General features: G+C 64.1%; 19 protein-coding genes. 9 read left to right on the plus strand and 10 right to left on the minus strand.

Annotated elements, in window-relative coordinates; genetic code table 11:
- The first annotated feature begins 22 nt into the window (after positions 1 to 22).
- The 3 genes from IP90_RS09915 to IP90_RS09925 are packed head-to-tail and all read left to right on the plus strand — an operon-like array spanning position 23 to position 3,086.
- On the plus strand, positions 23 to 628 hold the full coding sequence (locus tag IP90_RS09915) for an NTP transferase domain-containing protein (protein WP_242007545.1): 606 nt from the start codon (positions 23 to 25) through the stop codon (positions 626 to 628).
- Between the two features lie 26 nt (positions 629 to 654).
- Positions 655 to 2,115 carry a hypothetical protein gene (locus IP90_RS09920; RefSeq protein ID WP_144899470.1) on the plus strand — a complete coding sequence of 487 codons (1,461 nt, stop codon included), beginning with the start codon at positions 655 to 657 and terminating at the stop codon, positions 2,113 to 2,115.
- Positions 2,115 to 3,086: a glycosyltransferase family 2 protein gene (locus IP90_RS09925; protein WP_144899471.1), complete on the plus strand. Its 972-nt coding sequence runs from the start codon at positions 2,115 to 2,117 to the stop codon at positions 3,084 to 3,086. Before IP90_RS09920 ends, IP90_RS09925 begins: the two co-directional genes overlap by 1 nt.
- Here the strand turns inward: IP90_RS09925 and IP90_RS09930 are convergent.
- The 3 genes from IP90_RS09930 to IP90_RS09940 all read right to left on the minus strand — a co-directional run bounded on the left by IP90_RS09930 (position 3,072) and on the right by IP90_RS09940 (position 5,990).
- Positions 3,072 to 4,226 (minus strand): glycosyltransferase, encoded by a 1,155-nt coding sequence (locus IP90_RS09930; protein ID WP_242007546.1) that lies wholly within the window; start codon positions 4,224 to 4,226, stop codon positions 3,072 to 3,074. The genes IP90_RS09925 and IP90_RS09930 overlap by 15 nt on opposite strands.
- Positions 4,227 to 4,407: 181 nt before the next feature.
- Entirely contained in the window at positions 4,408 to 5,085 is a 678-nt protein-coding gene (locus IP90_RS09935; protein ID WP_206751909.1) for a class I SAM-dependent methyltransferase, read from the minus strand.
- A gap of 44 nt (positions 5,086 to 5,129) precedes the next feature.
- Positions 5,130 to 5,990: a glycosyltransferase family 2 protein gene (locus tag IP90_RS09940; RefSeq protein ID WP_144899474.1), complete on the minus strand. Its 861-nt coding sequence runs from the start codon at positions 5,988 to 5,990 to the stop codon at positions 5,130 to 5,132.
- Between the two features lie 120 nt (positions 5,991 to 6,110).
- On the opposite strand from IP90_RS09940, the gene pilB reads away from it, so the two are divergent.
- The 5 genes from pilB (at position 6,111) to IP90_RS09965 (ending at position 11,270) form a co-directional block, all read left to right on the plus strand.
- Positions 6,111 to 7,838 (plus strand): type IV-A pilus assembly ATPase PilB, encoded by a 1,728-nt coding sequence (gene pilB, locus IP90_RS09945; protein WP_144899475.1) that lies wholly within the window; start codon positions 6,111 to 6,113, stop codon positions 7,836 to 7,838.
- 4 nt (positions 7,839 to 7,842) lie between these two features.
- A complete protein-coding gene (locus IP90_RS09950) occupies positions 7,843 to 9,099 on the plus strand; it encodes a type II secretion system F family protein (RefSeq protein ID WP_144899476.1) in 1,257 nt (418 codons plus the stop codon).
- Positions 9,100 to 9,106: 7 nt separating this feature from the next.
- Entirely contained in the window at positions 9,107 to 9,970 is an 864-nt protein-coding gene (locus IP90_RS09955) for a prepilin peptidase (RefSeq protein ID WP_144899477.1), read from the plus strand.
- Between the two features lie 52 nt (positions 9,971 to 10,022).
- Positions 10,023 to 10,634, plus strand: a complete 612-nt coding sequence (coaE, locus tag IP90_RS09960; RefSeq protein ID WP_144899478.1) for a dephospho-CoA kinase — start codon at positions 10,023 to 10,025, stop codon at positions 10,632 to 10,634.
- A gap of 162 nt (positions 10,635 to 10,796) precedes the next feature.
- Positions 10,797 to 11,270 (plus strand): REP-associated tyrosine transposase, encoded by a 474-nt coding sequence (locus IP90_RS09965; RefSeq protein WP_144899479.1) that lies wholly within the window; start codon positions 10,797 to 10,799, stop codon positions 11,268 to 11,270.
- Between the two features lie 85 nt (positions 11,271 to 11,355).
- Here the strand turns inward: IP90_RS09965 and IP90_RS09970 are convergent, their stop codons facing one another.
- The 3 genes from IP90_RS09970 to IP90_RS09980 form a co-directional block, all read right to left on the minus strand.
- Positions 11,356 to 12,327, minus strand: a complete 972-nt coding sequence (locus tag IP90_RS09970) for a Nudix family hydrolase (RefSeq protein ID WP_242007547.1) — start codon at positions 12,325 to 12,327, stop codon at positions 11,356 to 11,358.
- Positions 12,328 to 12,488: 161 nt separating this feature from the next.
- Complete coding sequence (gene secA, locus IP90_RS09975; protein ID WP_144899480.1) at positions 12,489 to 15,239, minus strand: preprotein translocase subunit SecA; 2,751 nt, start codon at positions 15,237 to 15,239, stop codon at positions 12,489 to 12,491.
- Positions 15,240 to 15,461: 222 nt separating this feature from the next.
- Positions 15,462 to 16,385 carry a M23 family metallopeptidase gene (locus tag IP90_RS09980; RefSeq protein WP_144899481.1) on the minus strand — a complete coding sequence of 308 codons (924 nt, stop codon included), beginning with the start codon at positions 16,383 to 16,385 and terminating at the stop codon, positions 15,462 to 15,464.
- Between the two features lie 10 nt (positions 16,386 to 16,395).
- Between IP90_RS09980 and IP90_RS09985 the strand changes: the two genes are divergently transcribed.
- Positions 16,396 to 16,827: a DciA family protein gene (locus IP90_RS09985; protein WP_144899666.1), complete on the plus strand. Its 432-nt coding sequence runs from the start codon at positions 16,396 to 16,398 to the stop codon at positions 16,825 to 16,827.
- 202 nt (positions 16,828 to 17,029) lie between these two features.
- Here IP90_RS09985 and lpxC read toward each other — a convergent pair whose 3' ends face one another.
- The 4 genes from lpxC to IP90_RS10005 form a co-directional block, all read right to left on the minus strand.
- Positions 17,030 to 17,938 (minus strand): UDP-3-O-acyl-N-acetylglucosamine deacetylase, encoded by a 909-nt coding sequence (lpxC, locus tag IP90_RS09990; RefSeq protein WP_144899482.1) that lies wholly within the window; start codon positions 17,936 to 17,938, stop codon positions 17,030 to 17,032.
- A 279-nt stretch (positions 17,939 to 18,217) separates the two neighbouring features.
- Positions 18,218 to 19,423 (minus strand): cell division protein FtsZ, encoded by a 1,206-nt coding sequence (gene ftsZ, locus IP90_RS09995; protein ID WP_144899483.1) that lies wholly within the window; start codon positions 19,421 to 19,423, stop codon positions 18,218 to 18,220.
- A 216-nt stretch (positions 19,424 to 19,639) separates the two neighbouring features.
- Positions 19,640 to 20,875 carry a cell division protein FtsA gene (gene ftsA / locus IP90_RS10000; protein ID WP_144899484.1) on the minus strand — a complete coding sequence of 412 codons (1,236 nt, stop codon included), beginning with the start codon at positions 20,873 to 20,875 and terminating at the stop codon, positions 19,640 to 19,642.
- Entirely contained in the window at positions 20,872 to 21,720 is an 849-nt protein-coding gene (locus IP90_RS10005; protein WP_144899485.1) for a cell division protein FtsQ/DivIB, read from the minus strand. The genes ftsA and IP90_RS10005 overlap by 4 nt, the downstream gene beginning before the upstream one ends.
- Between the last annotated feature and the right edge of the window lie 127 nt (positions 21,721 to 21,847).

Consider the following 21,847-nt stretch of genomic DNA (forward strand, 5'->3'; position numbering starts at 1 on the left):
CGGGCTCGGCTTGCCCAAATGCATGCTCGAGCTACATGGACAGACCATCCTTTCGCGGATGATTGAAACAGTGCAACCACACGTGTCCAGGATCCATGTTGTGGTGGGATACCGCGAAGAGTTGGTCATTGACCATTGCGCACGTCATCATCGGGATGTAGTCATTGTCAGAAATCCGGACTACCGCACCACGAACACCGCGGCGAGCATGGCCTTGGGCGCGCGCGGATTCTCCTCCAAGATCGTGTTCATGGACGGCGATCTGGTGATCTCTCCGGTGTCTTTTGCCGGTTTCGTGGCACAGGCGGCCCGCGAGCCGATCCTAGTCGGGATTACGCCCGCGTCCAGCGACCAGGCCGTTTTCGCCGCAACCGAGAACATCGGAGCCAGTACGCGCCTGACGCAGTTCACGCGAGAGACGCGCATGCCCTTCGAATGGGCCAACGTGGTGTCTGGGCCACCGAACCTGATGGACAGGATCGATGGCTACGTCTTCCAGCAATTGGAAGCGCGCCTGCCGTTGCCGGCTTTCGCGTTGGAATTGTCCGAAGTGGACACAGCCGACGATCTGCAGCGCGCCGGCGCCTTCGCCCAAGGCTTGACGCCCATCGGTCCGGGACCGGCCTGACCGCACCCGGCATGACGCATTCGGCCATGTCTTCGGATCCGCGGAAGATCAGGGTGCTGTTGCTGTGCCAGCGTGCCGAGAGCTGGGTCAACGTCGCTGGGCTTTGGCGTGCCATGCAATCGGATCCGCGCTTTTCCGGCCATGTTTGTCTGCTTCCTTACAACTACGCTGATCCGGAGGCGCGCGGCGCCAACGAAAAGGCCGCGCAAGTCCTCGATGCGGACGGCGTCGACTACAGCGAATGGGCGCGCGACGGCATTATGCCCGCGCCCGGCCAGTACGACATTGCCGTCTTCAATGCGCCGTACGATCGAGAGCGACCGCCGGAGTTCCATTTCGACGTGATCCGGCGCAAGGTAGCCCGCACGGTCTACCTACCTTACGGCTTGGTCACAGGTGCCGGCGAAAAAAACCTCAGTTATCAGTACGCGCAGCCGACCCAGATCCTAGCCGACAGCATCATCGCCCGTTCCCATTTCGAGAAGGCGTTGTATGCGAGATATTGCCCTAGCGGCGACCGGCACGTGCACGTGCTGGGCCTACCCCGGCTGGATGCCCTGCACGATATCGCGCGTTTCCCTACGGACCCGGAATTGGCAAGCGCGATCGGCGACCGCTTCGCCGTGCTGTGGAATTCGCACTTCAGCTTTGGCTTGAGTCATGCCAACGGCCTTTGCTATTCCACTTTCGATTCGTTGGCCGAACCGCTGTTCGCCTATGCGTTGCGCGAGCCGGGCATTGCTCTTGTCTGGCGTCCGCACCCTGGGCTGTTCCCTGTCATAAAGGCAGAACTGCAGTTCGGGAATGAGCAACTCTTGGCCCTGCGCGCAGAATTGCTTCGAGCCGGCATTGCCCTGGACGAACGCAGTGATCACCGTCACGCCTTCGCCGCTTCCGACGCGCTGATGACCGATGCGGGCTCGTTCCTCGTGGAATACCTCGCCACCGGTAAACCGATGCTGTATCTGCACAATCCCGTGGGCGAGGAATTGAACGAGGAAGCGGCCCGGATCGCCAGCCATTGCGCCACGGCTAGTTCGCCAAGCCAGGCGATTAGGTTCGTCGCGTCTATTCGCAGCGGCGACGATCCGCGGACAGCCAAGCGGCGCGGTCTGACAGCAGTCCACCTTCCGGGCCTGGACGGCCGCACTTGCCAGCGCGTGCTCGAGCATTTCGCCGACCTCGCGGCAGGCCATCCGACCTGCGATCTCCCCGCGCCTACGCATGCTTCGGCGCTGGCCACGGCATGGCCTCTTATCGACAGCGACGAAGCGCAGCCGTACTACACCATTGACGCCGTGCAGTATCCGACCATCGCTCTGCTCTGCTCGCGTCTGCGCGAACTTCGCGCCGAAAAGCAGCGCCGGACGCGCGCAGTGGGCACGCTGGCGTGGCGGATCACACGTGCGCGAAACAGGCTGACCGAGGGGCTCAAACGCCGGCCCGCACTCATGCGCCTTGCTCTGCGGCTCCGGTGCCGACCGTGATGGCGGCCACGACCGGATACGATCGGGACGCGATTGCAGCAAGCGTGATCGTGCCCGTGTTCGGCAACCTGGAACAGGCTCGCAGCACCCTTTCAGCGCTTCTGGCCCAGCGATTGGACGGCGGAGCGGGCTTCGAGATCGTTGTCGTCGACGACGGCTCGCCCGATGCCACGGCCGACGCGCTGGAAGCCGAATTCGCAACCCACATTCGCCTGTACCGCAATCCAGTCAACCTAGGCCGCGCCCGCACCCGCAATATCGGCGTGCAACAAGCCGGAAGCCGATACGTCGTGCTGCTCGATTCCGATTGCGTGCCTTCGGACCGCCGATTCCTAGCGCATCATCTGCGCATCCTGGAAAGCGGCGCCGTTGCCACGTGCGGTTCGGTTGCCGGCTATGGCGGTGGCTTCTGGGACCGCTATCAGCGCGCGGCGTCGGCAAGGCGCGAGTCCTTAATGGCACGTGGAGTGGCGGGCGCTGGAACCACCGCAAATATGGCTTTCAATAAATCGGCGTTCCTGGAAGTCGGCGGTTTCGACACCAAATATCAGCGCTACGGCTTCGAGGACAGGGATCTGCTGATGCGTCTGGCGACCTTGGGCCGCGTGGTTTGGGTGAGTGATGCCAGCGTCATTCATGGCGACGATCTCTCGGCCGCGGCCGTTTGTCGCAAGATGCGCGAAGCTGGACGCTACAACGCCGAACGGTTCGCGACTGTCCATGTCGAAGCGTATCAGGCCCTCAGTTATGCGCGCTTCGATGCCAGGCTCAATCCATGGTTGCGCCCAATGGGGCGGATCGCTTCGGTTCTGGCGCCGACTTTGGCGGCGGCCACCGACTTGGCCGTATCGATACCGAGTATGCCGTTCCCCATCGCATCCGCGCTGATGAGGGGGGCCGGAATGCTTTCGTTCCTGACCGGCACTTGGGAAGCGACGAAGGCGGATCTCCCGCCGTCAGACCGAAGCTGAAGCCAGCAAGCCAGCATAGCGCGCAGCGACAGCATCCCAGTCGAAGCGCTCCAGACACACCTGCCGCGAACGCGCAGTTTCGTCCTGCAGCGCGGTTCCGCTTGCGAGCATCTCCGATATCGCGGCTTCGAATGCGCCCACATTCACGGACGATACACGCCGCACGGGCAGATCGTGTGTTGCCGCGACCTCGCCGACAAGGACCGGGCAACCGCAGCCGATCGCTTCCACCACTACCAGACCCAACCCCTCTTCGTCGCCCGTGGACGACTTTACGAAAGGAGCGACGAAGAGGGCCGCGCGCCGATAGAACGCGGGAAGTTCGACTTGCCCGATAGCCCCGACGAAGCGCACGTGCGGCTCCAGGCCCAATCGACGCGACTGCTCGCGCAGCGCCGCCTCCTCCGGGCCGAACCCGACGATCGTCAGCGTCGCCTTCGGGTGGCGGAGCCGGACGACGGGCAGCACTGCGAGCAGATGGCCCACCCCTTTTTTCTCGACCAAGCGGCCCACGAACAGCAATTCGTCTTTCGAGCGCTCGACGTGGGGGTCGACTGTGAAGGTGTTCCGCAGATCCACTCCCATCGACAGCACGGAGATCTTTTTTGGCGGCGCGCCCAGCCGCAGCAGCTCGTCCCGCATCGCTTTGCTGACAACGGTTGTCGCCTCGGAGCGATCGACGACGAAACGCTTGAGCGGCCGCAGAAAAGCACCGCGCAAGGCGAACAGGTCGGCACCGTGGGAAGTCGTCACATAACGCAAGCCGAGCAGGGACGCCGCTGCGGCGAGCAAGCCTTGCGGAACCAGCCAGTGCGCATGGGTGACGTTGGGACGCCAAGTCATCGTCAGGCGCAAAAACGCGAATGCCATGCAGGCCAGGAATCCCGGCACGAGAAGCCATTTCCAGGGCGAACGCTTCAGGTTAGCGACAATGCCACCATCGTTCACCAGCTTTTCCAGCCTGGCCGGCGCATAGCGGTACCTGACCACATCCACCCCGTCCAGCGTCTCCCGCGGCAAGGCCCCATCCGTATGCGGGCACAGGACGCGCACGTCGAACCGCTCGACCAGCCGTTTGGACAGTTCATGCACGAAGCCCGGCTCGGGATCGCCTCGCCAACGCGGATAGGTCGATGCCATCACGAGCAAACGCGGTCTTACACCCGGCTCCAGAGCGACTTTCATCCGAATCGTCTCGCGCTTGCTCGATGGCCGGCGCAGCCACCCACGTCCAGCACGCCACCCCCGCGACTCATCCAAGATATCGCCCCATCTCGTCCCCTGCCAGCGCCGCGCTCGCTCGCGAATAACCCGTGCATACTCATCCAGGCTTACGAACCAGAACCCGGTGACCCAGAGCCATCGCCTTCCACGTCGGCCAAATCCAGGCAAGCATCCATCCGGCAAGATTGATGAAAGGAATGAGAACCGCAGCTAGCGGTAAGCGCCACGCAAATCCGATCGGCGAGGCCATCTGCAGCGATCCGGATAAAGCGAGACAAAGAAGAACGCTCGCGGCGTGCGTCGAATGCCCGAGATGCTCTATGGCAACTAGCTCCAAACCAGCCTTCTCAACGCTGCGCGACCAACCGTACTCTGTCAGACGCTGATAATCGTAGGGCGCGTCGTGAACTGGGTATAGGAACGGCATCGTGAATTCCGCTACGCCGCCGGCGACTAGAATGCGGGATATTTCCGCGATGACGACGTCCGGCTCTCGGACGTGCTCAAGAACCTCATAACAGGTGATCGCGGCTACGCTTTTATCCGCGAACGGCAGCGTAGCCGCATCACCAAAAACATCCGGAACGGTTCCATACAGCTCCGAAGCGGTAGCCGGATAATCCAAGGCTATATAGTCTGCACGCTGTCCCAGCTCCCGTTCTACCCAGCGATTCGCGGCACCGATATCCAATACGACACCATCGGCCATACGGATACTTTCGTGCACCCGGCGGCGCGGCATCAGCCATTGGGGATGCAATGGCGTGCCGGCCAACCTACTAGCGAGTTGTCGCATCCTAGGCATGATGCAACAGTCTATTAATCGGAACGCACAGGACGATAGGTCAACGAGGTAATCTGCTCCGAGATCAGTCCAATGAGAAAGACGATCACGGCAGCGCTGAGAAGCAAAGCACTCATGTTGGTGAAGCGTCCTTGCGTCATGAATGTGTAGGCATAGTGGCCTAGCCCGAGAGTCAGGAAAGCGGCTGCAGTAGGCGCGAACAGCTTCAACGGCGAGTACAGGGTGGCGATCTTGAAGATGATCAGCAGGAAACGAATGCCATCCTTGATCGGCCGTATATGACTGTTATTGCCGATCCGTTTAGCGACAGGAATAGGCACATAGGCAACCGGGTAGGCGCTGCGGAAGAAGGCCATGGTTGATGTGGTGGGGTAGGAAAAGCCGTTCGGCAGCAGGTGTAGGAATTCTCGGAACTGGTAAGCGCGCACTGCGCGAAAGCCGGAAGTAAGGTCGGCAATCCGCATTCCCGTCATCCAACTTGCCAAGCGGTTGTAGAAGGCATTGGCCAAGCCTCTACCCGCGTTGGCTTGGCCTGAAGAATCGCGAGCACCGACCACCATGTCGTAGCCCTCGCCCAACTTTGCCAGCAGCGCCGGGATATGGGCCGGATCATGCTGGCCATCGGCGTCCATGAATACGATCACCTCACCACTGGCCGCACGGGCGCCGCGCTTAATAGCGGCACCATTGCCCATGGAATAAGGTGCACTAAGTACCCTCACCCCGTGCTCTGCGGCGATAGCAGCCGTGTCATCGGTGGAGCCGTCGTCTACTACGATGATCTCGGCATCAGGCAACTGTGCCCGCAAGGCCGGCAGTGTCCGGCCCAGGCCTTCGGCTTCGTTTTTGGCGGGCAGTACAACGGATATGCGCATGGGTCCCCCTGCGCCAAGCTTAGCTGAATCCGGACTTGTTACGAAAAGGTGATCCTGGCACCGTTCGTGCTTGCCTATTTGAGGTAAAGTCAGGCCACCTCGGGGAGAGGTATGAATTCCATGAACGCGGTTCCGGCAGCCAACCTGGTCGGCATCACCGGCATTGCCCGGCGCTTGGTGCTGGACGGGGCACTGGATGAAGCGGCCGCTCGGGCGGCCTTGGCGTCTGCGACGCGCGAGCGCAAGCAGATTGCCGCCTACCTGACAGAAAATCGACTGGTCTCGGCGCCCCAGATGGCGGCCGCCAACTCGATCGAGTTTGGCATGCCGCTGTTTGACCCGGCGACCATGGATGCCAGCCAGAATGCGCTGAAGCTGGTAAAGGAAGACCTGGTCACCAAGCACCACGTGCTGCCGCTGTTCAAGCGCGGCAACCGGCTATTCATCGGGACCTCCGACCCCACCAACAGCCACGCGCTGGACGAGATCAAGTTCAATTCGAACCTGGCTGTGGAGCCGATCCTGGTTGATGAGGACACCATCCGGCGCACCTTGGCACAGTGGCTGGACATGAACGACACGCTCGCCGATATGACCGGCGATGCCGAGGGCATGGAGACACTGGACGTCGGCGGCGGCGACGATGATCTGTCGGTGGCTGACGCGGGCGTAGACGCCAGTGGCGACGATACCCCGGTGGTCAAGTTCATCAACAAGGTTTTGGTGGATGCCATCCGCCGCGGCGCGTCTGATATCCACTTCGAGCCCTACGAGACCGACTACCGGGTTCGCTTCCGCATCGACGGGTTGCTGAAGACGGTCGCCAAGCTTCCCGTCAAACTGCAGGCGCGTGTTTCTGCCCGCCTCAAGGTCATGGCTCAGTTGGACATCGCCGAGAAGCGCGTGCCCCAGGACGGCCGCATCAAGCTGAACCTGTCCAAGACCAAGCAGATCGACTTCCGTACCAGCACTTTGCCGACACTATTCGGTGAAAAGGTAGTGCTGCGCGTGCTCGACAGCGCTGCGGCCCGCCTGGGCATCGAGAAGCTCGGCTACGAGGATGATCAGAAGCAGCTGTTCCTGGAGGCCGTACAGAAGCCGTACGGCATGGTGCTGGTCACGGGCCCCACCGGGTCCGGCAAAACGGTTTCGCTGTATACCGCGCTGAACATCCTCAACGACGACCAGCGCAATATTTCGACAGTCGAGGACCCGGTCGAGATCCGCGTCAATGGCATCAATCAGGTGCAGATGAACCTCAAGCGCGGCATGACGTTCGCCGCCGCGCTACGCAGTTTCCTGCGCCAGGACCCGGACGTCATCATGGTCGGCGAAATCCGCGACCTGGAAACGGCGGAAATCGCCATCAAAGCCGCCCAGACGGGCCATATGGTGTTGTCCACGCTGCATACGAACGATGCGCCACAGACGATCGCACGTCTGATGAACATGGGCGTGGCACCTTACAACATCACCAGCTCCGTGAGCTTGGTCATCGCCCAGCGCCTGGCGCGGCGCCTGCATGACTGCAAGCGCGAGGTACATTTGCCCGACCATGCCTTGCTGGCCGAAGGCTTCAGTAGTGACGAAGTACAAGCTGGCATTACGGTTTACGAAGCCGTCGGTTGCAATGAATGTACCGAAGGCTACAAGGGCCGCATGGGTATCTATCAGGTAATGCCCATGAGCGAAGAGATTCAAGCCATCGTGCTGGAAGGCGGAAACGCCATGGCCATTGCCGAGGCTGCGCAGAAAGCGGGTGTCCGTGATTTACGGCAGTCGGCGCTGTGGAAAGTGAAGAGCGGGCTCACCAGCCTGGCCGAAATCAACCGTGTAACCAAGGATTAATCTCATGGCCGTGAGCAAAGCCGCCGGCAAAGCGCAGGCACGCACCCGTGCCGCCAATACGCTTGAAACCTTCGTTTGGCAGGGTACGGACAAGCGCGGCACTGTAATGAAGGGGGAGCAACAGGCCAAGAATGCCAACTTGCTGCGTGCAGAGCTGCGTAGGCAGGGTATTACGCCAAAGGTGGTCAAGGCCAAGCCGAAACCCCTTTTTGGCAGCACCGGCCACAACATTTCTGCCAAAGAGATTGCAATTTTCAGCCGCCAATTGGCCACCATGATGAAATCCGGTGTTCCAATCGTACAAGCGCTCGAAATCATCGCAGGCGGACAGAAAAATCCGAAAATGCAGAAGATGGTAAGTGAGTTGCGTTCGGATATCGCCGGTGGCTCATCGATCTACGAAGCCATGACCAGGCATCCGGTGCAGTTCGATGAGTTGTTTCGCAACCTCGTACGGGCGGGCGAAAGTGCCGGTGTATTGGAAACCGTGCTGGACACCATCGCCACCTACAAGGAGAACACGGAAGCGCTGAAAGGAAAGATCAAGAAGGCCCTGTTCTATCCAATCATGGTGATCGCGGTGGCCATCGTTGTCAGCGCGATCTTGCTGATCTTCGTCGTACCGCAGTTCGAAGAAGTGTTCAAGAACTTTGGCGCTGAGCTGCCGGCATTCACGCAGATCATCGTCAATGCCTCGCGCTTTATGGTGGCATGGTGGTGGTTGGTATTGCTGATTCTGGCGAGCGCACTTTTTGCCGCAATCTATTTTTTCAAGCGCTCGCCGCGATTCCAGCATTTCATCGACCGCACGGTCCTGAAGATACCGGTGATAGGAACGATCATGCACAATTCGGCGATCGCTCGCTTCGCACGTACGCTGGCTACAACTTTCAAAGCAGGCGTGCCTCTGGTCGAGGCGTTGGAAACGGTCGCCGGCGCTACAGGCAACAGCGTTTATGAGAAGGCGGTCTATCGAATTCGCGACGACGTCTCCGTCGGTTACCAAGTCAATATGGCGATGAAGCAGGTCAACCTATTTCCGCATATGGTGGTGCAGATGACCGCCATCGGCGAGGAGGCGGGTGCGCTGGACACCATGTTGTTCAAGGTCGCCGAGTTCTACGAGCAGGAAGTCAACAACGCAGTCGACGCGTTGGCCAGCCTGATCGAGCCGATGATCATGGTATTCATCGGCGTGCTGGTCGGCGGCATGGTCATCGGCATGTACCTGCCTATCTTCAAGCTGGCGGCTGTCGTCTAATACACGGATGGCATTCCTCGACCAGAACCCCGGCCTCGGCTATCCCGTCGCGGCCGGACTCGGGCTGCTGCTGGGCAGCTTCCTCAATGTCGTCATTCTGCGGCTGCCGAAGCGGCTGGAGTGGGAGTGGCGGCGCGACAGTCGCGAGATGCTCGGCGAGCCGGATCTGTACGATCCGCCGCCGCCTGGGATCGTGGTGGAGCGCTCGCACGACCCGGACACCGGTACGCCGTTGGCGTGGTGGGAGAACATCCCCGTCCTGAGCTACCTGATCCTGCGCGGACGTTCGCGGCATAGCGGCAAGCGCATTTCGCTGCAGTATCCGCTGGTGGAACTGCTGACGATGGTGCTGGTGGTCGCCTGCGTGTGGCGCTTCGGCTTCGGCTGGCAGGGCTTCGGCGCGATCGTGTTCACCTGCTTCCTGATCGCGCTGTCGGGCATCGACCTGCGCACGCAGTTGTTGCCGGACCAGTTGACGCTGCCGCTGATGTGGCTGGGGCTGATCGCGGCGGTGGAGAACCTCTACATCGGCCAGAAGGCCGCATTGCTCGGGGTGATGGCCGGCTACATCAGCCTCTGGTCGGTGTGGTGGCTGTACAAGCAGATCAGCGGCAAGGACGGCATGGGCCACGGCGACTTCAAGCTGCTGGCCGCGCTGGGCGCGTGGGTCGGCTTGAGCGGCATCCTGCCGACGATCCTGCTGTCATCGCTGGTCGGCGCGCTGGTCGGTTCGGCCTGGCTGGTGATGAAGGGTCGCGACAAGGCGACGCCGATTCCATTTGGCCCGTATCTGGCCGTTGCCGGTTGGATCGTGTTCTTCTGGGGCGGATACATCACCGACGCCTACATGCGCTATGCGGGCCTGAAGTAAGCCGGCTCCACGAGCCACGACGCGCCCGCATGCGCTCCTACATAATCGACGGATGAGCGATTTCATCATCGGACTCACCGGCGGCGTGGCCTCGGGCAAGAGCGAGGTGACGCGGCGTTTCGAGGCCTTGGGCATCATGGTGGCCGACGCTGACGTGGCGGCGCGCGAGGCCGTCACCGTGGGTTCTGCCGGCCTCTTCGAGGTGGTCGCGGCGTTCGGCGCCGACGTGCTGGACGCCAGCGGCGCCCTCGACCGGGCCGCCATGCGGCGCCATGTGTTTGCCGACGACGCAGCGCGCAGGCGGCTGGAGGCGATCGTGCATCCGCGCGTGCGCAGGCTGCTGCAGGCGGCCTGCGAGGCCGCGCCCGGCCCTTATGCCATCGCCGCGATCCCGCTGCTGGCCGAGGGCGGCGGCCGCGACGCCTATCCATGGCTGCACCGCATCCTGGCGATCGACGTGCCACGCGAGGTGCAGTTCGCACGGTTGATGCGCCGCGACGGCATCGATGCGGCGTTGGCGGAGAAGATGCTTTCCGCACAGGCCACGCGCGGCCAGCGGCTGGCGATCGCCGACGACGTGATCGTCAATGATGGCCCGATATCGGCGCTCGACACGCAGGTCGCGGCATTGGATGCGCGTTATCGGGTTCTGGCTCGCCGCTAGGAAGGCATCTGTATTGTAGGAGCGCACCTGGGCGCGACCGGTTTCTGGCGGTTCCGGGAGGTCGCGCCCGAGTGCGCTCCTACAACAGCCGAGGAGTTTTCCTACGTGGTTTTGCGGGGGCGGCTGCTATCCCTTGCGTCGGGAGCACCAGATCATTACCGCATGGATACGCACTTTCAGCGGCCACACGGGCATGCGGCGCTACGCCGCGGCCGTGCGTCGCTCGCGCATCATGTCTATCACGTCACCACGACGACGTTTAAGCGTGCGCACGCCTTCAGCGACTTTGTGATCGGCAGCGCGGCTGCCGGCAGTTTCACCAGCGCAGCATCCGTGGGTGATGCGCAACTGCTGGCTTGGGTGCTGATGCCGGACCATGTGCACTGGTTGCTGCAGTTGGGCTCCGGCGATCCGCTGGCCCAAGTCGTCAACCGGATGAAGGCCCGCAGCGCAGGCGCGGTGAATGCGGCAACCGGACGACGAGGCGCTTTGTGGGATCGCGGCTATCACGACCATGCCTTGCGCAGGGAGGAGGACATTGTTGAAGTCGCGCGCTACATCGTCGCCAATCCGATTCGGGCGCGACTGGTATCGCGAGTCGGGGACTATCCGTTCTGGGATGCCGTCTGGCTGTAGGAGCGCACTTGGGCGCGAACGTTTTCTTGCGGGTTCGAGAAGGTTCGCGCCGGGTGCGCTCCTACCAGGGCGCGACATGGATTTCCTATACGGGCCAGAGTCCGCGGATCGCGGCGATGCCCTGCGCGCCGTGGGCGCGTGCTTCGAGGATGTCTTCCGGAGCCAGGCCACCGATGGCGTAGATCGGCAACGACACCTGCTCGCGCAAGGCGGCGAAGCCGGGCCAACCGATGCCGGAGGCTTCCGGATGCGTCGGCGTCGGCCGTACCGGACCGACCACGGCGAAGTCGCATTGCAGGGCCTCGGCCGCGCGCAGTTCGTCCGAGCCATGACAGGAGGCAGCCACTTCGAAGCCGATGGGCAAGGGTCGCTGCCGGAACTCGCGCAGTTGCGAGGCACGCAGGTGCAGGCCGGTCTGCAGTTCCTGCGCGAGCGCCACATCGCCATTGATCAGCACGGCCGCGTGGGCCTGCCGGCACGAGGCTACCGCCTGGGCGCAGAGCTGGCGCCAGCGCTGCGCCTCGAGCCCGGGGGCGCGCAGCTGAACCCGGCGGACGCCGCCGGCCAGCGCGCGATGCAGGCCTTCCAGCCAGTTGGCATCGTCATCGCCCGGTGTCGGTGTCACCAGATAGGCCGATGGCTGCAACAGCGCGGCGACGACCGGTCGGTCCGCCGGCGGCATCGTATAGCTGGCCAGCTTGTGCGGCGGCACCCAGGCCAAGGCCTGTCCATCCAGCCCCTTGGGCGCGCCGCCACGCCACGACGCCACGTGGCGAACGTCCAGTCGCAGGCGCTTGTGCGGGTACTGCTGCGGCACGGCGATCAGCGCCGCGCCGATTTCGACGTGGATGCCGAGTTCCTCGTGCAGTTCGCGGATCAGTGCCGCTTCCGGCGATTCGTCGGCCTCGCGCTTGCCGCCGGGGAATTCCCAGAGGCCGGCGAGGTCACGACCTTCGGTGCGCCGCGCCAGCAGGATGCGGCCGCGGGCGTCGGTGATGACGCCGGCGACGACATCGACCGGCGGGGATTGGTGATTGGTGATTGGTGATTCGTTCAAGCAGATCGCCTGGATGCCAGCTTTAGCGTTTCACCAATCCTGCATACGGTTCAACGGCCGAGGGCCGGACATCCCCACTCCCGGCCTCAAAGCAGGTCCCTCGCTACGCTCGGGATGATGCTTTTCACCAATCACCAATAACCACTCACCAATCTCGGCCCTCAAGCCAACTGTCCATGGCAGTGCTTGAACTTCTTGCCGCTGCCGCAAGGGCAAGGATCGTTGCGGCCGACCTTGGGTCCGGCAGCGCGCTCGACCGAGAGTTCCGGGATCAGGCCCGCCTGGCGTTGCTGCGCGTCGGCGGCTTCCTCGTCGGCGCCGTAGCCGCCCATGTCGGCGTGCTGGAACTGCATGCGCTCGGCGATGGCGGCGGCCTGGCGGCGCTCCTCGGCTTCCAGCGCGGCCACTTCGTCCTCGCTGCGGATGCGCACGCGCGACAGCAGCGCGATCACCTCGCGCTTGACCTTGTCCAGCATCTCGCCGAAGAGCTCGAAGGCTTCCTTCTTGTATTCCTGCTTCGGCTGCTTCTGCGCATAGCCGCGCAGGTGGATGCCCTGGCGCAGGTAGTCCATGCGCGCCAGGTGCTCCTTCCAGTTCTGGTCGAGCACGTTGAGCATGATGTGGCGCTCGAGCATGCGCATGGTGTCGGCGCCGGTCTGCGCTTCCTTGTCGGCGAAATGCTTTTCCACCGCATCCTGCACGTGCTCGGCCAACTGCTCGCTGTCCAGCTCGGTCTTCTGCTTGACCAGGTCGGCCAGCGACAGCTGCAGGCCGAACTCGTTGGCCAGCTCGGCCTCCAGGCCCGGCAGGTCCCATTGTTCGTCGATCGAATTCAGCGGCACGAAGCGCGCGACCAGGTCGGCGACCACGTCGGCACGGATGCCTTCGATGTTCTCGTGCACCGACTCGGCCTCCAGCAACTCGTCGCGCTGCTGGTAGATCACCTTGCGCTGGTCGTTGTTGACGTCGTCGAAGTCGAGCAGGTTCTTGCGGATGTCGAAGTTGTGCGACTCGACCTTGCGCTGCGCGTTGGCGATCTGCTTGGTCACCAGCGGGCTTTCGATGATGTCGTCTTCCTTCAGCCCCATCCGCGCCATCATCCGCTGCACCCAGTCGGCGGCAAAGATGCGCATCAGGTTGTCTTCAAGCGACAGGTAGAAGCGCGACGAGCCTGGATCGCCCTGGCGGCCGGAGCGGCCGCGCAGCTGGTTGTCGATGCGGCGCGACTCGTGGCGTTCGGTGCCGACGATGTGCAGGCCGCCGGCGGCCTTGACCGCGTCGTGGCGCTGCTGCCACTCGGCTTTCACGCGCGCACGGGTGACTTCGTCGAGCTCGCCGCCAGCCTCGGCTTCCAGCGCAGCCAGCTCGGACTCCAGCGAGCCGCCGAGCACGATGTCGGTACCGCGGCCGGCCATGTTGGTGGCAATGGTGACTGCACCGGGGCGGCCGGCCTGGGCGACGATGATCGCCTCGCGCTCGTGCTGCTTGGCGTTGAGCACCTCGTGCGGCACGCCGGCTTCCCGCAATTGCTCGGCCAGCATCTCGGAGACCTCGATCGAGGTGGTGCCGACCAGCACCGGCTGCTGGCGCGCGTGCGCGTCCTTGATCTCGTTGACCACCGCGCGGAACTTGCCGGCGCGGTTGAGGAATACCTGGTCGGAATGGTCCTTGCGGATCATCGGCTTGTTGGTCGGGATCACCACCACTTCCAGGCCGTAGATGCTCTGGAACTCGAAGGCCTCGGTGTCGGCCGTGCCGGTCATGCCGGACAGCTTGCCGTACATGCGGAACAGGTTCTGGAAGGTGATGCTGGCCAGCGTCTGGTTTTCGCGCTGGATGTTGACCCGTTCCTTGGCCTCGACCGCCTGGTGCAGGCCGTCGGACCAGCGCCGGCCCGGCAGGGTGCGGCCGGTGAATTCGTCGACGATCACCACTTCGCCATCGCGCACGATGTAATCGACGTCGCGCTGGTAGATGCCGTGAGCGCGCATCGCGGCGTTGAGGTGGTGCACCACGTGGATGTTGTGGGCGTCGTAGAGACCGTCGTCGCCGAGCACGCCGGCGCCGCGCAGCAGTTCCTCGGCATGCTCCTGGCCTTCTTCGGACAGATGCACCTGCTTGCCCTTCTCGTCGACCCAATAGTCGCCCTCGCCGTCCTCGGTCTTCTGTCGGGTCAGGCGCGGCACGATGGCGTCGACCTTGAGGTACAGCTCCTGCGATTCGTCGGCCGGGCCGGAGATGATCAGCGGCGTGCGCGCCTCGTCGATCAGGATCGAGTCGACCTCGTCGACGATGGCGTAATGCAGGCCGCGCTGGAAACGGTCTTCCTTGGCCAGCGCCATGTTGTCGCGCAGGTAATCGAAGCCGAATTCGTTGTTGGTGCCGTAGGTGATGTCGGCGTTGTAAGCGGCGGCCTTGTCGGAATGTGGCATGCCCGGGTAGACCACGCCGACCGACAGGCCCAGCCAGTTGTACAGCTTGCCCATCTGCGCGGCGTCGCGGCGGGCCAGGTAGTCGTTGACCGTGACCACGTGCACGCCCTTGCCCTCGAGCGCATTGAGGTACACCGCCAGCGTCGCGACCAGGGTCTTGCCCTCGCCGGTGCGCATCTCGGCGATCTTGCCCAGGTGCAGCACCATGCCACCGACCAGCTGCACGTCGTAGTGGCGCATGCCGAGCACGCGGATGCTGGCCTCGCGACAGACCGCGAAAGCCTCCGGCAACAGCTTGTCGAGCGATTCGCCGTCGGCGATGCGCTTCTGGAATTCGGGGGTCTTGGCCTGCAGTTGCTCGTCGCTGAGCTTCTTCAGTTCGGGTTCGAAGGCGTTGACCTTGGCGACGATGCGATCGAGCTGGCGCAGCAGGCGTTCGTTGCGGCTGCCGAAAACGCGGGTAAGCAGGCTGTTGAGCATGGTTTGGCCGGATCAGGAAGGGAAACGCCGCGCCTGGCGCGACATGCCGGGCAAGGCCCGAAAACAGAAAAGGGCGCTGGGCGCCCTTTTTGGCAACGCGCATTGTAGCTTGGGGCCGCTGGGACGCGTATCAACCCTTGGCGGTTGCCCTGGCCCTTGCTTGCAGCTACGCGCTGCGGCGGATGGCGGCGGGCGCGATGATGCGGCGCCCTGTTGCCACCATCAGCCGCGCTTGACTTCCTGGTCGCCGAGGAACTTGCGCGGGTTCATCACGCGGCCGTTCTGCCAAACCTCCAGGTGCACGTGGGCGCCGGTGGAACGACCGGTCGAGCCGGCCTTGGCGATCTCCTGTCCGGCCCGCGCCAGGTCGCCGACCTTCAGCAGCAAGCGCGAGTTGTGCGCATAGCGGGTCACGTAGCCGTTGCCGTGGTCGATCTCGATCACCTTGCCGTAGCCCGAACGCACGCCGGCGTAGCTGACCACGCCATCGGCGACGGCGTTGACCGGATCGCCGACGCGGGCCTTGAAATCGATGCCCTTGTGGTACTGGCTGCCGCCGCCGAACGGATCGGCGCGACCGCCGAAGCCGGACGTGATGTAGGTATTGGCGATCGGCAACCGCGACGGCACCGCGTTGCGGTCCAGCTGGCGGTTGAACAGCAGCGATTCCAGCAGGGTCAGCTGTTCACCCGAGGACTGCAGCTGCAGCTTCAGCTGGTCGAGGCCTTCGTGCAGTTCACCCGGCTTCATGTCGCGGACCGGACCGGCGCCACCGACGCCGACCGGCTTGTCGAAATCGAACTCGCCGTCTTCGAGCTGGCCGATGCGGGTGAGGCGCTCGCCGAGCGCGTTCAGGCGATTGGCCTCAGCCTGCAGTTCGGCCAGACGCGCCGCCATGGCATTGACCTCGCGGCGGGCGTGGTCGCGCACCTGGTCCAACTGCGCCTGCTCGTGGGCGACCTTGCCCTGCAGCTGCCGCACCTCGAGGCTGCCGATCCCGCTGCGGGCGCCGGCACCGGCGGCGACGCCGACGGCCGCCAGCACGATCGCCGCCGTGGCCGGCCGGAACGAGATGAAGTCGCGCATGCGATAGGGCAGGTCCATCACCCAGTAGCGCGTATTGTTTAGGATGGTTGAAACGCTCATTGAGTCCCGTATGTCTGGTTCCAGGTCCCGCGACGATCGCCCTTCAGTCCCGCAGCCGGCGCTCGATGCGCTGCTGGCGGGTCCGGCCGGCGATCCGCTGCGTCGTGCCTTGTGGCTGGACGCGCTGGACCTGCGGTTGCACCCCTGTCTGCCCCCTGAGCTGGCCGCGCATGCGCGGCTGGCCAATGTCGACCGCGGCAAACTCGTCTATGTCGTCGATTCGCCGGTGTGGCGGGCCAGGCTCAGGCTCGCGGCTACCGAAATACTCGACGCTGCCCGGTCCCTCGGGCTCGATGTGACCGATCTGGTCGCCAAGACGACGGCCAGCCCGCTGGTTGCCAAGCCACCGCAGGTCGAACGAACGGTCAAACCGATGTCGGCGGCCTCGCGTGATGCCCTGCGTGCCGCCCTGGATTCCCTGAAAGACCCCGACTCCGCGTGATCCGGAACTGCTCCTGGTTGGCCGGAGCCGGCAGTGAAACCCGTTATATCAGCGGGGTACGCCATCGAGGCCAGCCGGCATGGTAACGACCATCGCCAGGCGATTCGTTAATATCCGGGAAGAAAAAAGTTAAATTGACGTGCACGCTTCACAGTCCGCTCACGTCGATGAGCGGTTCAGACGAACGGCAGCAGATGACGGCTCAGGCGTGCGCCAGTTCGCCGTAGAACGGGGGAGCAACCCCCTGGTCCGGATAGGTGACCACTTCCCAGGCGGCAGCATCGGCCTGCAGGGCGCGCACCAGCTTGTTGTTGAGCGCATGGCCGGACTTGTGGCCCTCGTAGGCGCCGATGATGGCGTGGCCGGCCAGGTACAGGTCGCCGACCGCATCGAGGATCTTGTGGCGAACGAACTCGTTCGCATAGCGCAGGCCATCGTCGTTCAGCACCCGGAACTCGTCCAGGACGATGGCGTTGTCCATCGATCCGCCGAGACCCAGGTTGCGTTCGCGCATGAACTCCAGGTCGCGCATGAAGCCAAAAGTGCGCGCGCGGCTGACTTCCTGGATATAGGCCGCAGTCGAGAACTCCAGCTCGGCGCGCGACTGCGCGGCCGGGATCATCGGGTGATCGAACTCGATGGTGAAGCCGAGCCGGTAGCCGTCGTAAGGCGTGAAGCGCGCCAGCTTGTCGCCCTCGCGCACCTCGACCGGGCGCTTGATGCGGATGAAGCGCTTGGCCGCGTCCTGTTCGACGATGCCCGCCGACTGCAGCAGGAACACGAACGGGCCGGCCGAGCCGTCCATGATCGGCAGTTCCGCCGAGGACAGTTCGACATAGATGTTGTCGACGCCTAGGCCAGCCAGCGCCGACATCAGGTGTTCGACGGTCTGTACCTTGGCGCCCTCGCGGGACAGGCCGGTGCATAGCGTGGTCTCGCTGACCAGTTCGGCCGACGCCGGGATCTCGATCACCGGATCGAGGTCGATGCGGCGGAACAGGATGCCGGTGTCCACGGGCGCGGGCCGCAGGGTCAGGTAGACCTTCTCGCCGCTATGCAGGCCGACGCCGGTGGCGCGGATGACGTTCTTGAGGGTGCGTTGACGCAGCATGGGTCGGGGGCGGAGCCTTGCGCTGGCGTTGTGGAGATGGGGATGCAGCGGAAGCAGTCGACTCGGCTGGCCGCACCGGACGCACGAACCAGGACGCGAAGATTAGCACGCGGTTTGCTGAACCTGAACGGAAGCGGGACGGGCTCAGCCGATCTCGATGCCGGGGGGCGAACCCCGCCCGTGCAGCCACAAGCAGCCGCTGCGCCGGTACCAAAAATGCTGCCGGGCCGGCGCGACCCGGCAGCAAAAGGACGGACTTGTGCGACTTGGCTACGGCAATCAGTCGGCCTGGCGGCGCAGGAACGCCGGGATGTCCAGATAGTCGCCCGGCAGGTCGGCCACGGCCGGAGCCGCCTCCGCACCGCCGCCACGGTTGCGCAGGCCTCCGAAACCAGGCATCGGCGCCGGTTCGACGTTGGCCATCGCATCGAAGTCCGGCTGCCCGGTGGTGGCGTTGCGCACCAGCTTGATCGGCGTGCGCATCGGTTCGTGTTCCTGCAGGCGCACCGACTGCCGCGAGGCGACGCGGTTGAGGCCGGTGGCAACCACGGTCACCTTGACCTCGTCCTGCATGTCCGGATCCAGCACGGTGCCGATCACCACGGTCGCGTCTTCCGAGGCGAAGTTCTCGATGGTGCGGCCGACTTCGTCGAACTCGGCCATCGTGAAGTCCGGACCGGCGGTGATGTTGACCAGGATGCCGTTGGCACCGGACAGGTTGACGTCGTCCAGCAGCGGATTCTGGATCGCGCTTTCCGCCGCCGCCTGCGCACGGTCGTCGCCGCGGGCGTGGCCGGTGCCCATCATCGCCAGGCCCATCTCGCTCATCACGGTGCGTACGTCGGCAAAGTCGACGTTGATCAGGCCTGGGCGCACGATCAGGTCGGCAATACCCTGCACCGCACCCTGCAGCACGTCGTTCGCGGCGCGGAACGCCTGGATCATCGTCGCGTTCCTGCCCAGTACGGTGATCAGCTTCTCGTTCGGGATCGTGATCAGCGAATCGCAGTGGTGCGACAGCTCCTCGATGCCCTTCAGCGCGACCTGCATGCGACGCCGGCCTTCGAACGGAAACGGCTTGGTGACCACGGCCACCGTCAGCACGCCCATTTCCTTCGCGAGCTGCGCCACCACCGGCGCCGCCCCGGTGCCGGTGCCACCGCCCATGCCGGCGGTGATGAACACCATGTCGGCGCCGGCCAGCGCGTCCATGATGCGTTCGCGGTCTTCCAGCGCGGCCTGGCGACCGACTTCCGGATTCGCACCGGCGCCGAGCCCCTTGGTCACGTTGGTACCCAGTTGCAGCTGCAGCTTGGCGCCGCAGTTCTTGATCGCCTGCGCGTCGGTATTGGCGGTGATGAATTCCACCCCGTCGACACTGCTGTTGACCATGTGCGCGACCGCGTTGCCGCCGCCGCCGCCCACGCCTACCACCTTGATGACCGCATTCGGGGCCATCTTTTCAACCAGTTCGAAATGCGCCATGTCCACGTCCTCTCTTGTAAGTGCCGGGATTCGTGATTCGTGCTTCGTGATTCGGAATGGCTTCCTCGTCACGCCACGATCAGGACCACCGACGTTTATGTGAATTGCCTACCGCCTTACCGCAATCGTCTTTCCACCTGCCGCGCTACGCTTTTCTCAGCCAGTCCTCTGCTTCGCTCTTGACTTTCCCGATCACGAATCACCAATCACGGCTTTTCAGAACTCTCCGCGATACCAATCCTTCAATTTGTTGAACAGGCTGCCGGCGCGTCCGGTCGGGATCGACGGTCGCCGCGGGTTCTCCAGTTGGCTGCCCATCAGCAGCAGGCCGACGCCGGTGGCGTGCACCGGGTTGCCGACCACTTCGCCCAGTCCCGACACGTGCTGCGGGATACCCACGCGCACCGGCATCTGCAGCATTTCCTCGGCCAGTTCGACCACGCCTTCCATCTTCGAAGCGCCGCCGGTCAGCACCATGCCGGCACGCACCAGTTCCTCGAAGCCGGAGCGGCGCAGTTCCGCCTGCACCATCTCGAAGATCTCCTCGTAGCGGCCCTGCACCGCCTGCGCCAGTGAGTGGCGCGGTAGCCGGCGCGGCGGACGATCGCCGACGCTGGGCACCTGGATGCTTTCTTCCGCCGTCGCCAGCTGCGCCAGCGCGCAGGCGTAACGGACCTTGATCTGCTCGGCCTCCGGCGTTGGCGTGCGCAGCATGTGCGCGATGTCGTTGGTGACGTGGTCGCCGGCGATCGGCAGCGAAGCGGTGTGGCAGATGGCGCCCTGCACGAACACCGCCAGGTCGGTGGTGCCAGCACCGATGTCGACCAGTGCAACGCCCAGTTCGCGCTCGTCGTTGGTCAGCACCGCAGTGCTGGAGGCCAGCGACGACAGCACGAGGTCGTCGATCTGCAAGCCACAGCGTTGTACGCACTTGCTGATGTTGGCCGCGGCCGACTGCGCGCACACCACCAGGTGCGCGTGCACTTCCAGGCGAACGCCGGTCATGCCGACCGGGTTGCGGATGCCTTCCTGCGAGTCGTCGAGCACGTACTCGCGCGCGATCGCATGCAGGATCTTCTGGTCGGCCGGGATCGCCACGGCCTTGGCCGCTTCCAGCACGCGGTCCAGGTCCTGGTAGGTCACCTCGCCATCGCGGATCGGCACGATGCCCGGCGAGTTGCGGCAACCGACATGGTTGCCGGAAATCGACGCATACACCGAACGGATCTCGCAGCCGGCCATCAGCTCGGCCTCCTCGACCGCGCGCTGGATCGACTGCACGGTCGATTCGATATCGACCACTACGCCGCGCTTGAGGCCGCGCGATTCGTGCGAACCGATGCCGATGACTTCGATCGGATTGCCCGGCGAATATTCGCCGACCAGTGCGATTACCTTGGAAGTGCCGATGTCGAGCCCGACGATCAGCGATTTGTCGCCTTTGCGGTTCATGAGGGGGTACCGGGAATCGGGAATCGGGAATCGAGAATCGAAAAAGCAAGAGCAAAAGCGACGCGAGCAGGCGGCAACGGGGCGCGGGCCAGCGGCAGCGATTGCGGCTGTCCGATTCCCGATGCCCGATTCCCGATTCCCGACGCCTCGCCCCACGTCAGCGCAAACCCATTCGTGTAGCGCAGATCGGCACGCAGCAGCGGCCGTTGCTGCTGCTCGAGCAGCTGCGGCAGCAGGCGCGCGAAACGCGACAGGCGCAGGCGTGCATCCTCGTCGCCGCGCCCGACCACCACCTGCGCGGCGTTGTCGAGGGTCAGCGACCAGCTGCCGCGCGGATCGAGCGCGATGCCCCGCACCTGCACGCCGCTGGCGGCGAACATCTCGCGCGCTTCGTTGTACAGCGCGACGACGTCGGCGGTGCGGGTGTCAGGGCCATCGAGCAGCGGCAGGCCCTTGGGCACGTCGATGCCCTTGACCGGCAGCAGGCGCCCCTGTTGCGACAGCAGTCGATCCTTGCCCCAGCGTGCGAACGGCGCGTGCTCGACCAGCCTGATCTCGAGCACGTCCGGCCAATGCTTGCGCACCTCGGCGCGATCGACCCACGGCAGCTTGCTGACGGCCGCCTGCGCGTCGTCCAGCTGCACGGCGAAGAAGCCTTGTCGCGCATACGGCAGCACGGTGCTGCGCAGCAGCTGCGGATCGACGCGTTCGAACTGGCTGGTCACGCGTAGCTTGCGCAGCGGGAACCGTTCGGTGCCGACCCAGCCGTTCACCACCGCGACCACCGGCAGCGCGACCAGCGCCAGCGCCAGTGCCCAGGCCATGAAGCGCAGCAGGGCGCTCATGCGTCGCCTCCGGCGCCACAGTGATTCGTGATGACCAGCCATGCGGCTGTTGAAAGCCGTGATTGGTGATTCGCAAGGGCAAAGCATTGCTGCGAGCCTGCGCCCCTGCTGTTGCGAATCACGAATG

Source organism: Luteimonas cucumeris (assembly GCF_007830035.1).
GTDB lineage: Bacteria > Pseudomonadota > Gammaproteobacteria > Xanthomonadales > Xanthomonadaceae > Luteimonas_C > Luteimonas_C cucumeris.

Bases quoted from the DNA above. Each gene is read 5' to 3' on its own strand.
- IP90_RS09915 (WP_242007545.1), top strand. From the start codon at position 23: ATGCTCGAGCTACATGGACAGACCATCCTTTCGCGGATGATTGAAACA.
- IP90_RS09920 (WP_144899470.1), top strand. From the start codon at position 655: ATGTCTTCGGATCCGCGGAAGATCAGGGTGCTGTTGCTGTGCCAGCGT.
- IP90_RS09925 (WP_144899471.1), top strand. From the start codon at position 2,115: ATGGCGGCCACGACCGGATACGATCGGGACGCGATTGCAGCAAGCGTG.
- IP90_RS09930 (WP_242007546.1), bottom strand. From the start codon at position 4,226: ATGGCATCGACCTATCCGCGTTGGCGAGGCGATCCCGAGCCGGGCTTC.
- IP90_RS09940 (WP_144899474.1), bottom strand. From the start codon at position 5,990: ATGCGCATATCCGTTGTACTGCCCGCCAAAAACGAAGCCGAAGGCCTG.
- pilB (WP_144899475.1), top strand. From the start codon at position 6,111: ATGAACGCGGTTCCGGCAGCCAACCTGGTCGGCATCACCGGCATTGCC.
- IP90_RS09950 (WP_144899476.1), top strand. From the start codon at position 7,843: ATGGCCGTGAGCAAAGCCGCCGGCAAAGCGCAGGCACGCACCCGTGCC.
- IP90_RS09955 (WP_144899477.1), top strand. From the start codon at position 9,107: ATGGCATTCCTCGACCAGAACCCCGGCCTCGGCTATCCCGTCGCGGCC.
- coaE (WP_144899478.1), top strand. From the start codon at position 10,023: ATGAGCGATTTCATCATCGGACTCACCGGCGGCGTGGCCTCGGGCAAG.
- IP90_RS09965 (WP_144899479.1), top strand. From the start codon at position 10,797: ATGGATACGCACTTTCAGCGGCCACACGGGCATGCGGCGCTACGCCGC.
- secA (WP_144899480.1), bottom strand. From the start codon at position 15,239: ATGCTCAACAGCCTGCTTACCCGCGTTTTCGGCAGCCGCAACGAACGC.
- IP90_RS09980 (WP_144899481.1), bottom strand. From the start codon at position 16,385: ATGAGCGTTTCAACCATCCTAAACAATACGCGCTACTGGGTGATGGAC.
- IP90_RS09985 (WP_144899666.1), top strand. From the start codon at position 16,396: ATGTCTGGTTCCAGGTCCCGCGACGATCGCCCTTCAGTCCCGCAGCCG.
- lpxC (WP_144899482.1), bottom strand. From the start codon at position 17,938: ATGCTGCGTCAACGCACCCTCAAGAACGTCATCCGCGCCACCGGCGTC.
- ftsZ (WP_144899483.1), bottom strand. From the start codon at position 19,423: ATGGCGCATTTCGAACTGGTTGAAAAGATGGCCCCGAATGCGGTCATC.
- ftsA (WP_144899484.1), bottom strand. From the start codon at position 20,875: ATGAACCGCAAAGGCGACAAATCGCTGATCGTCGGGCTCGACATCGGC.
- IP90_RS10005 (WP_144899485.1), bottom strand. From the start codon at position 21,720: ATGAGCGCCCTGCTGCGCTTCATGGCCTGGGCACTGGCGCTGGCGCTG.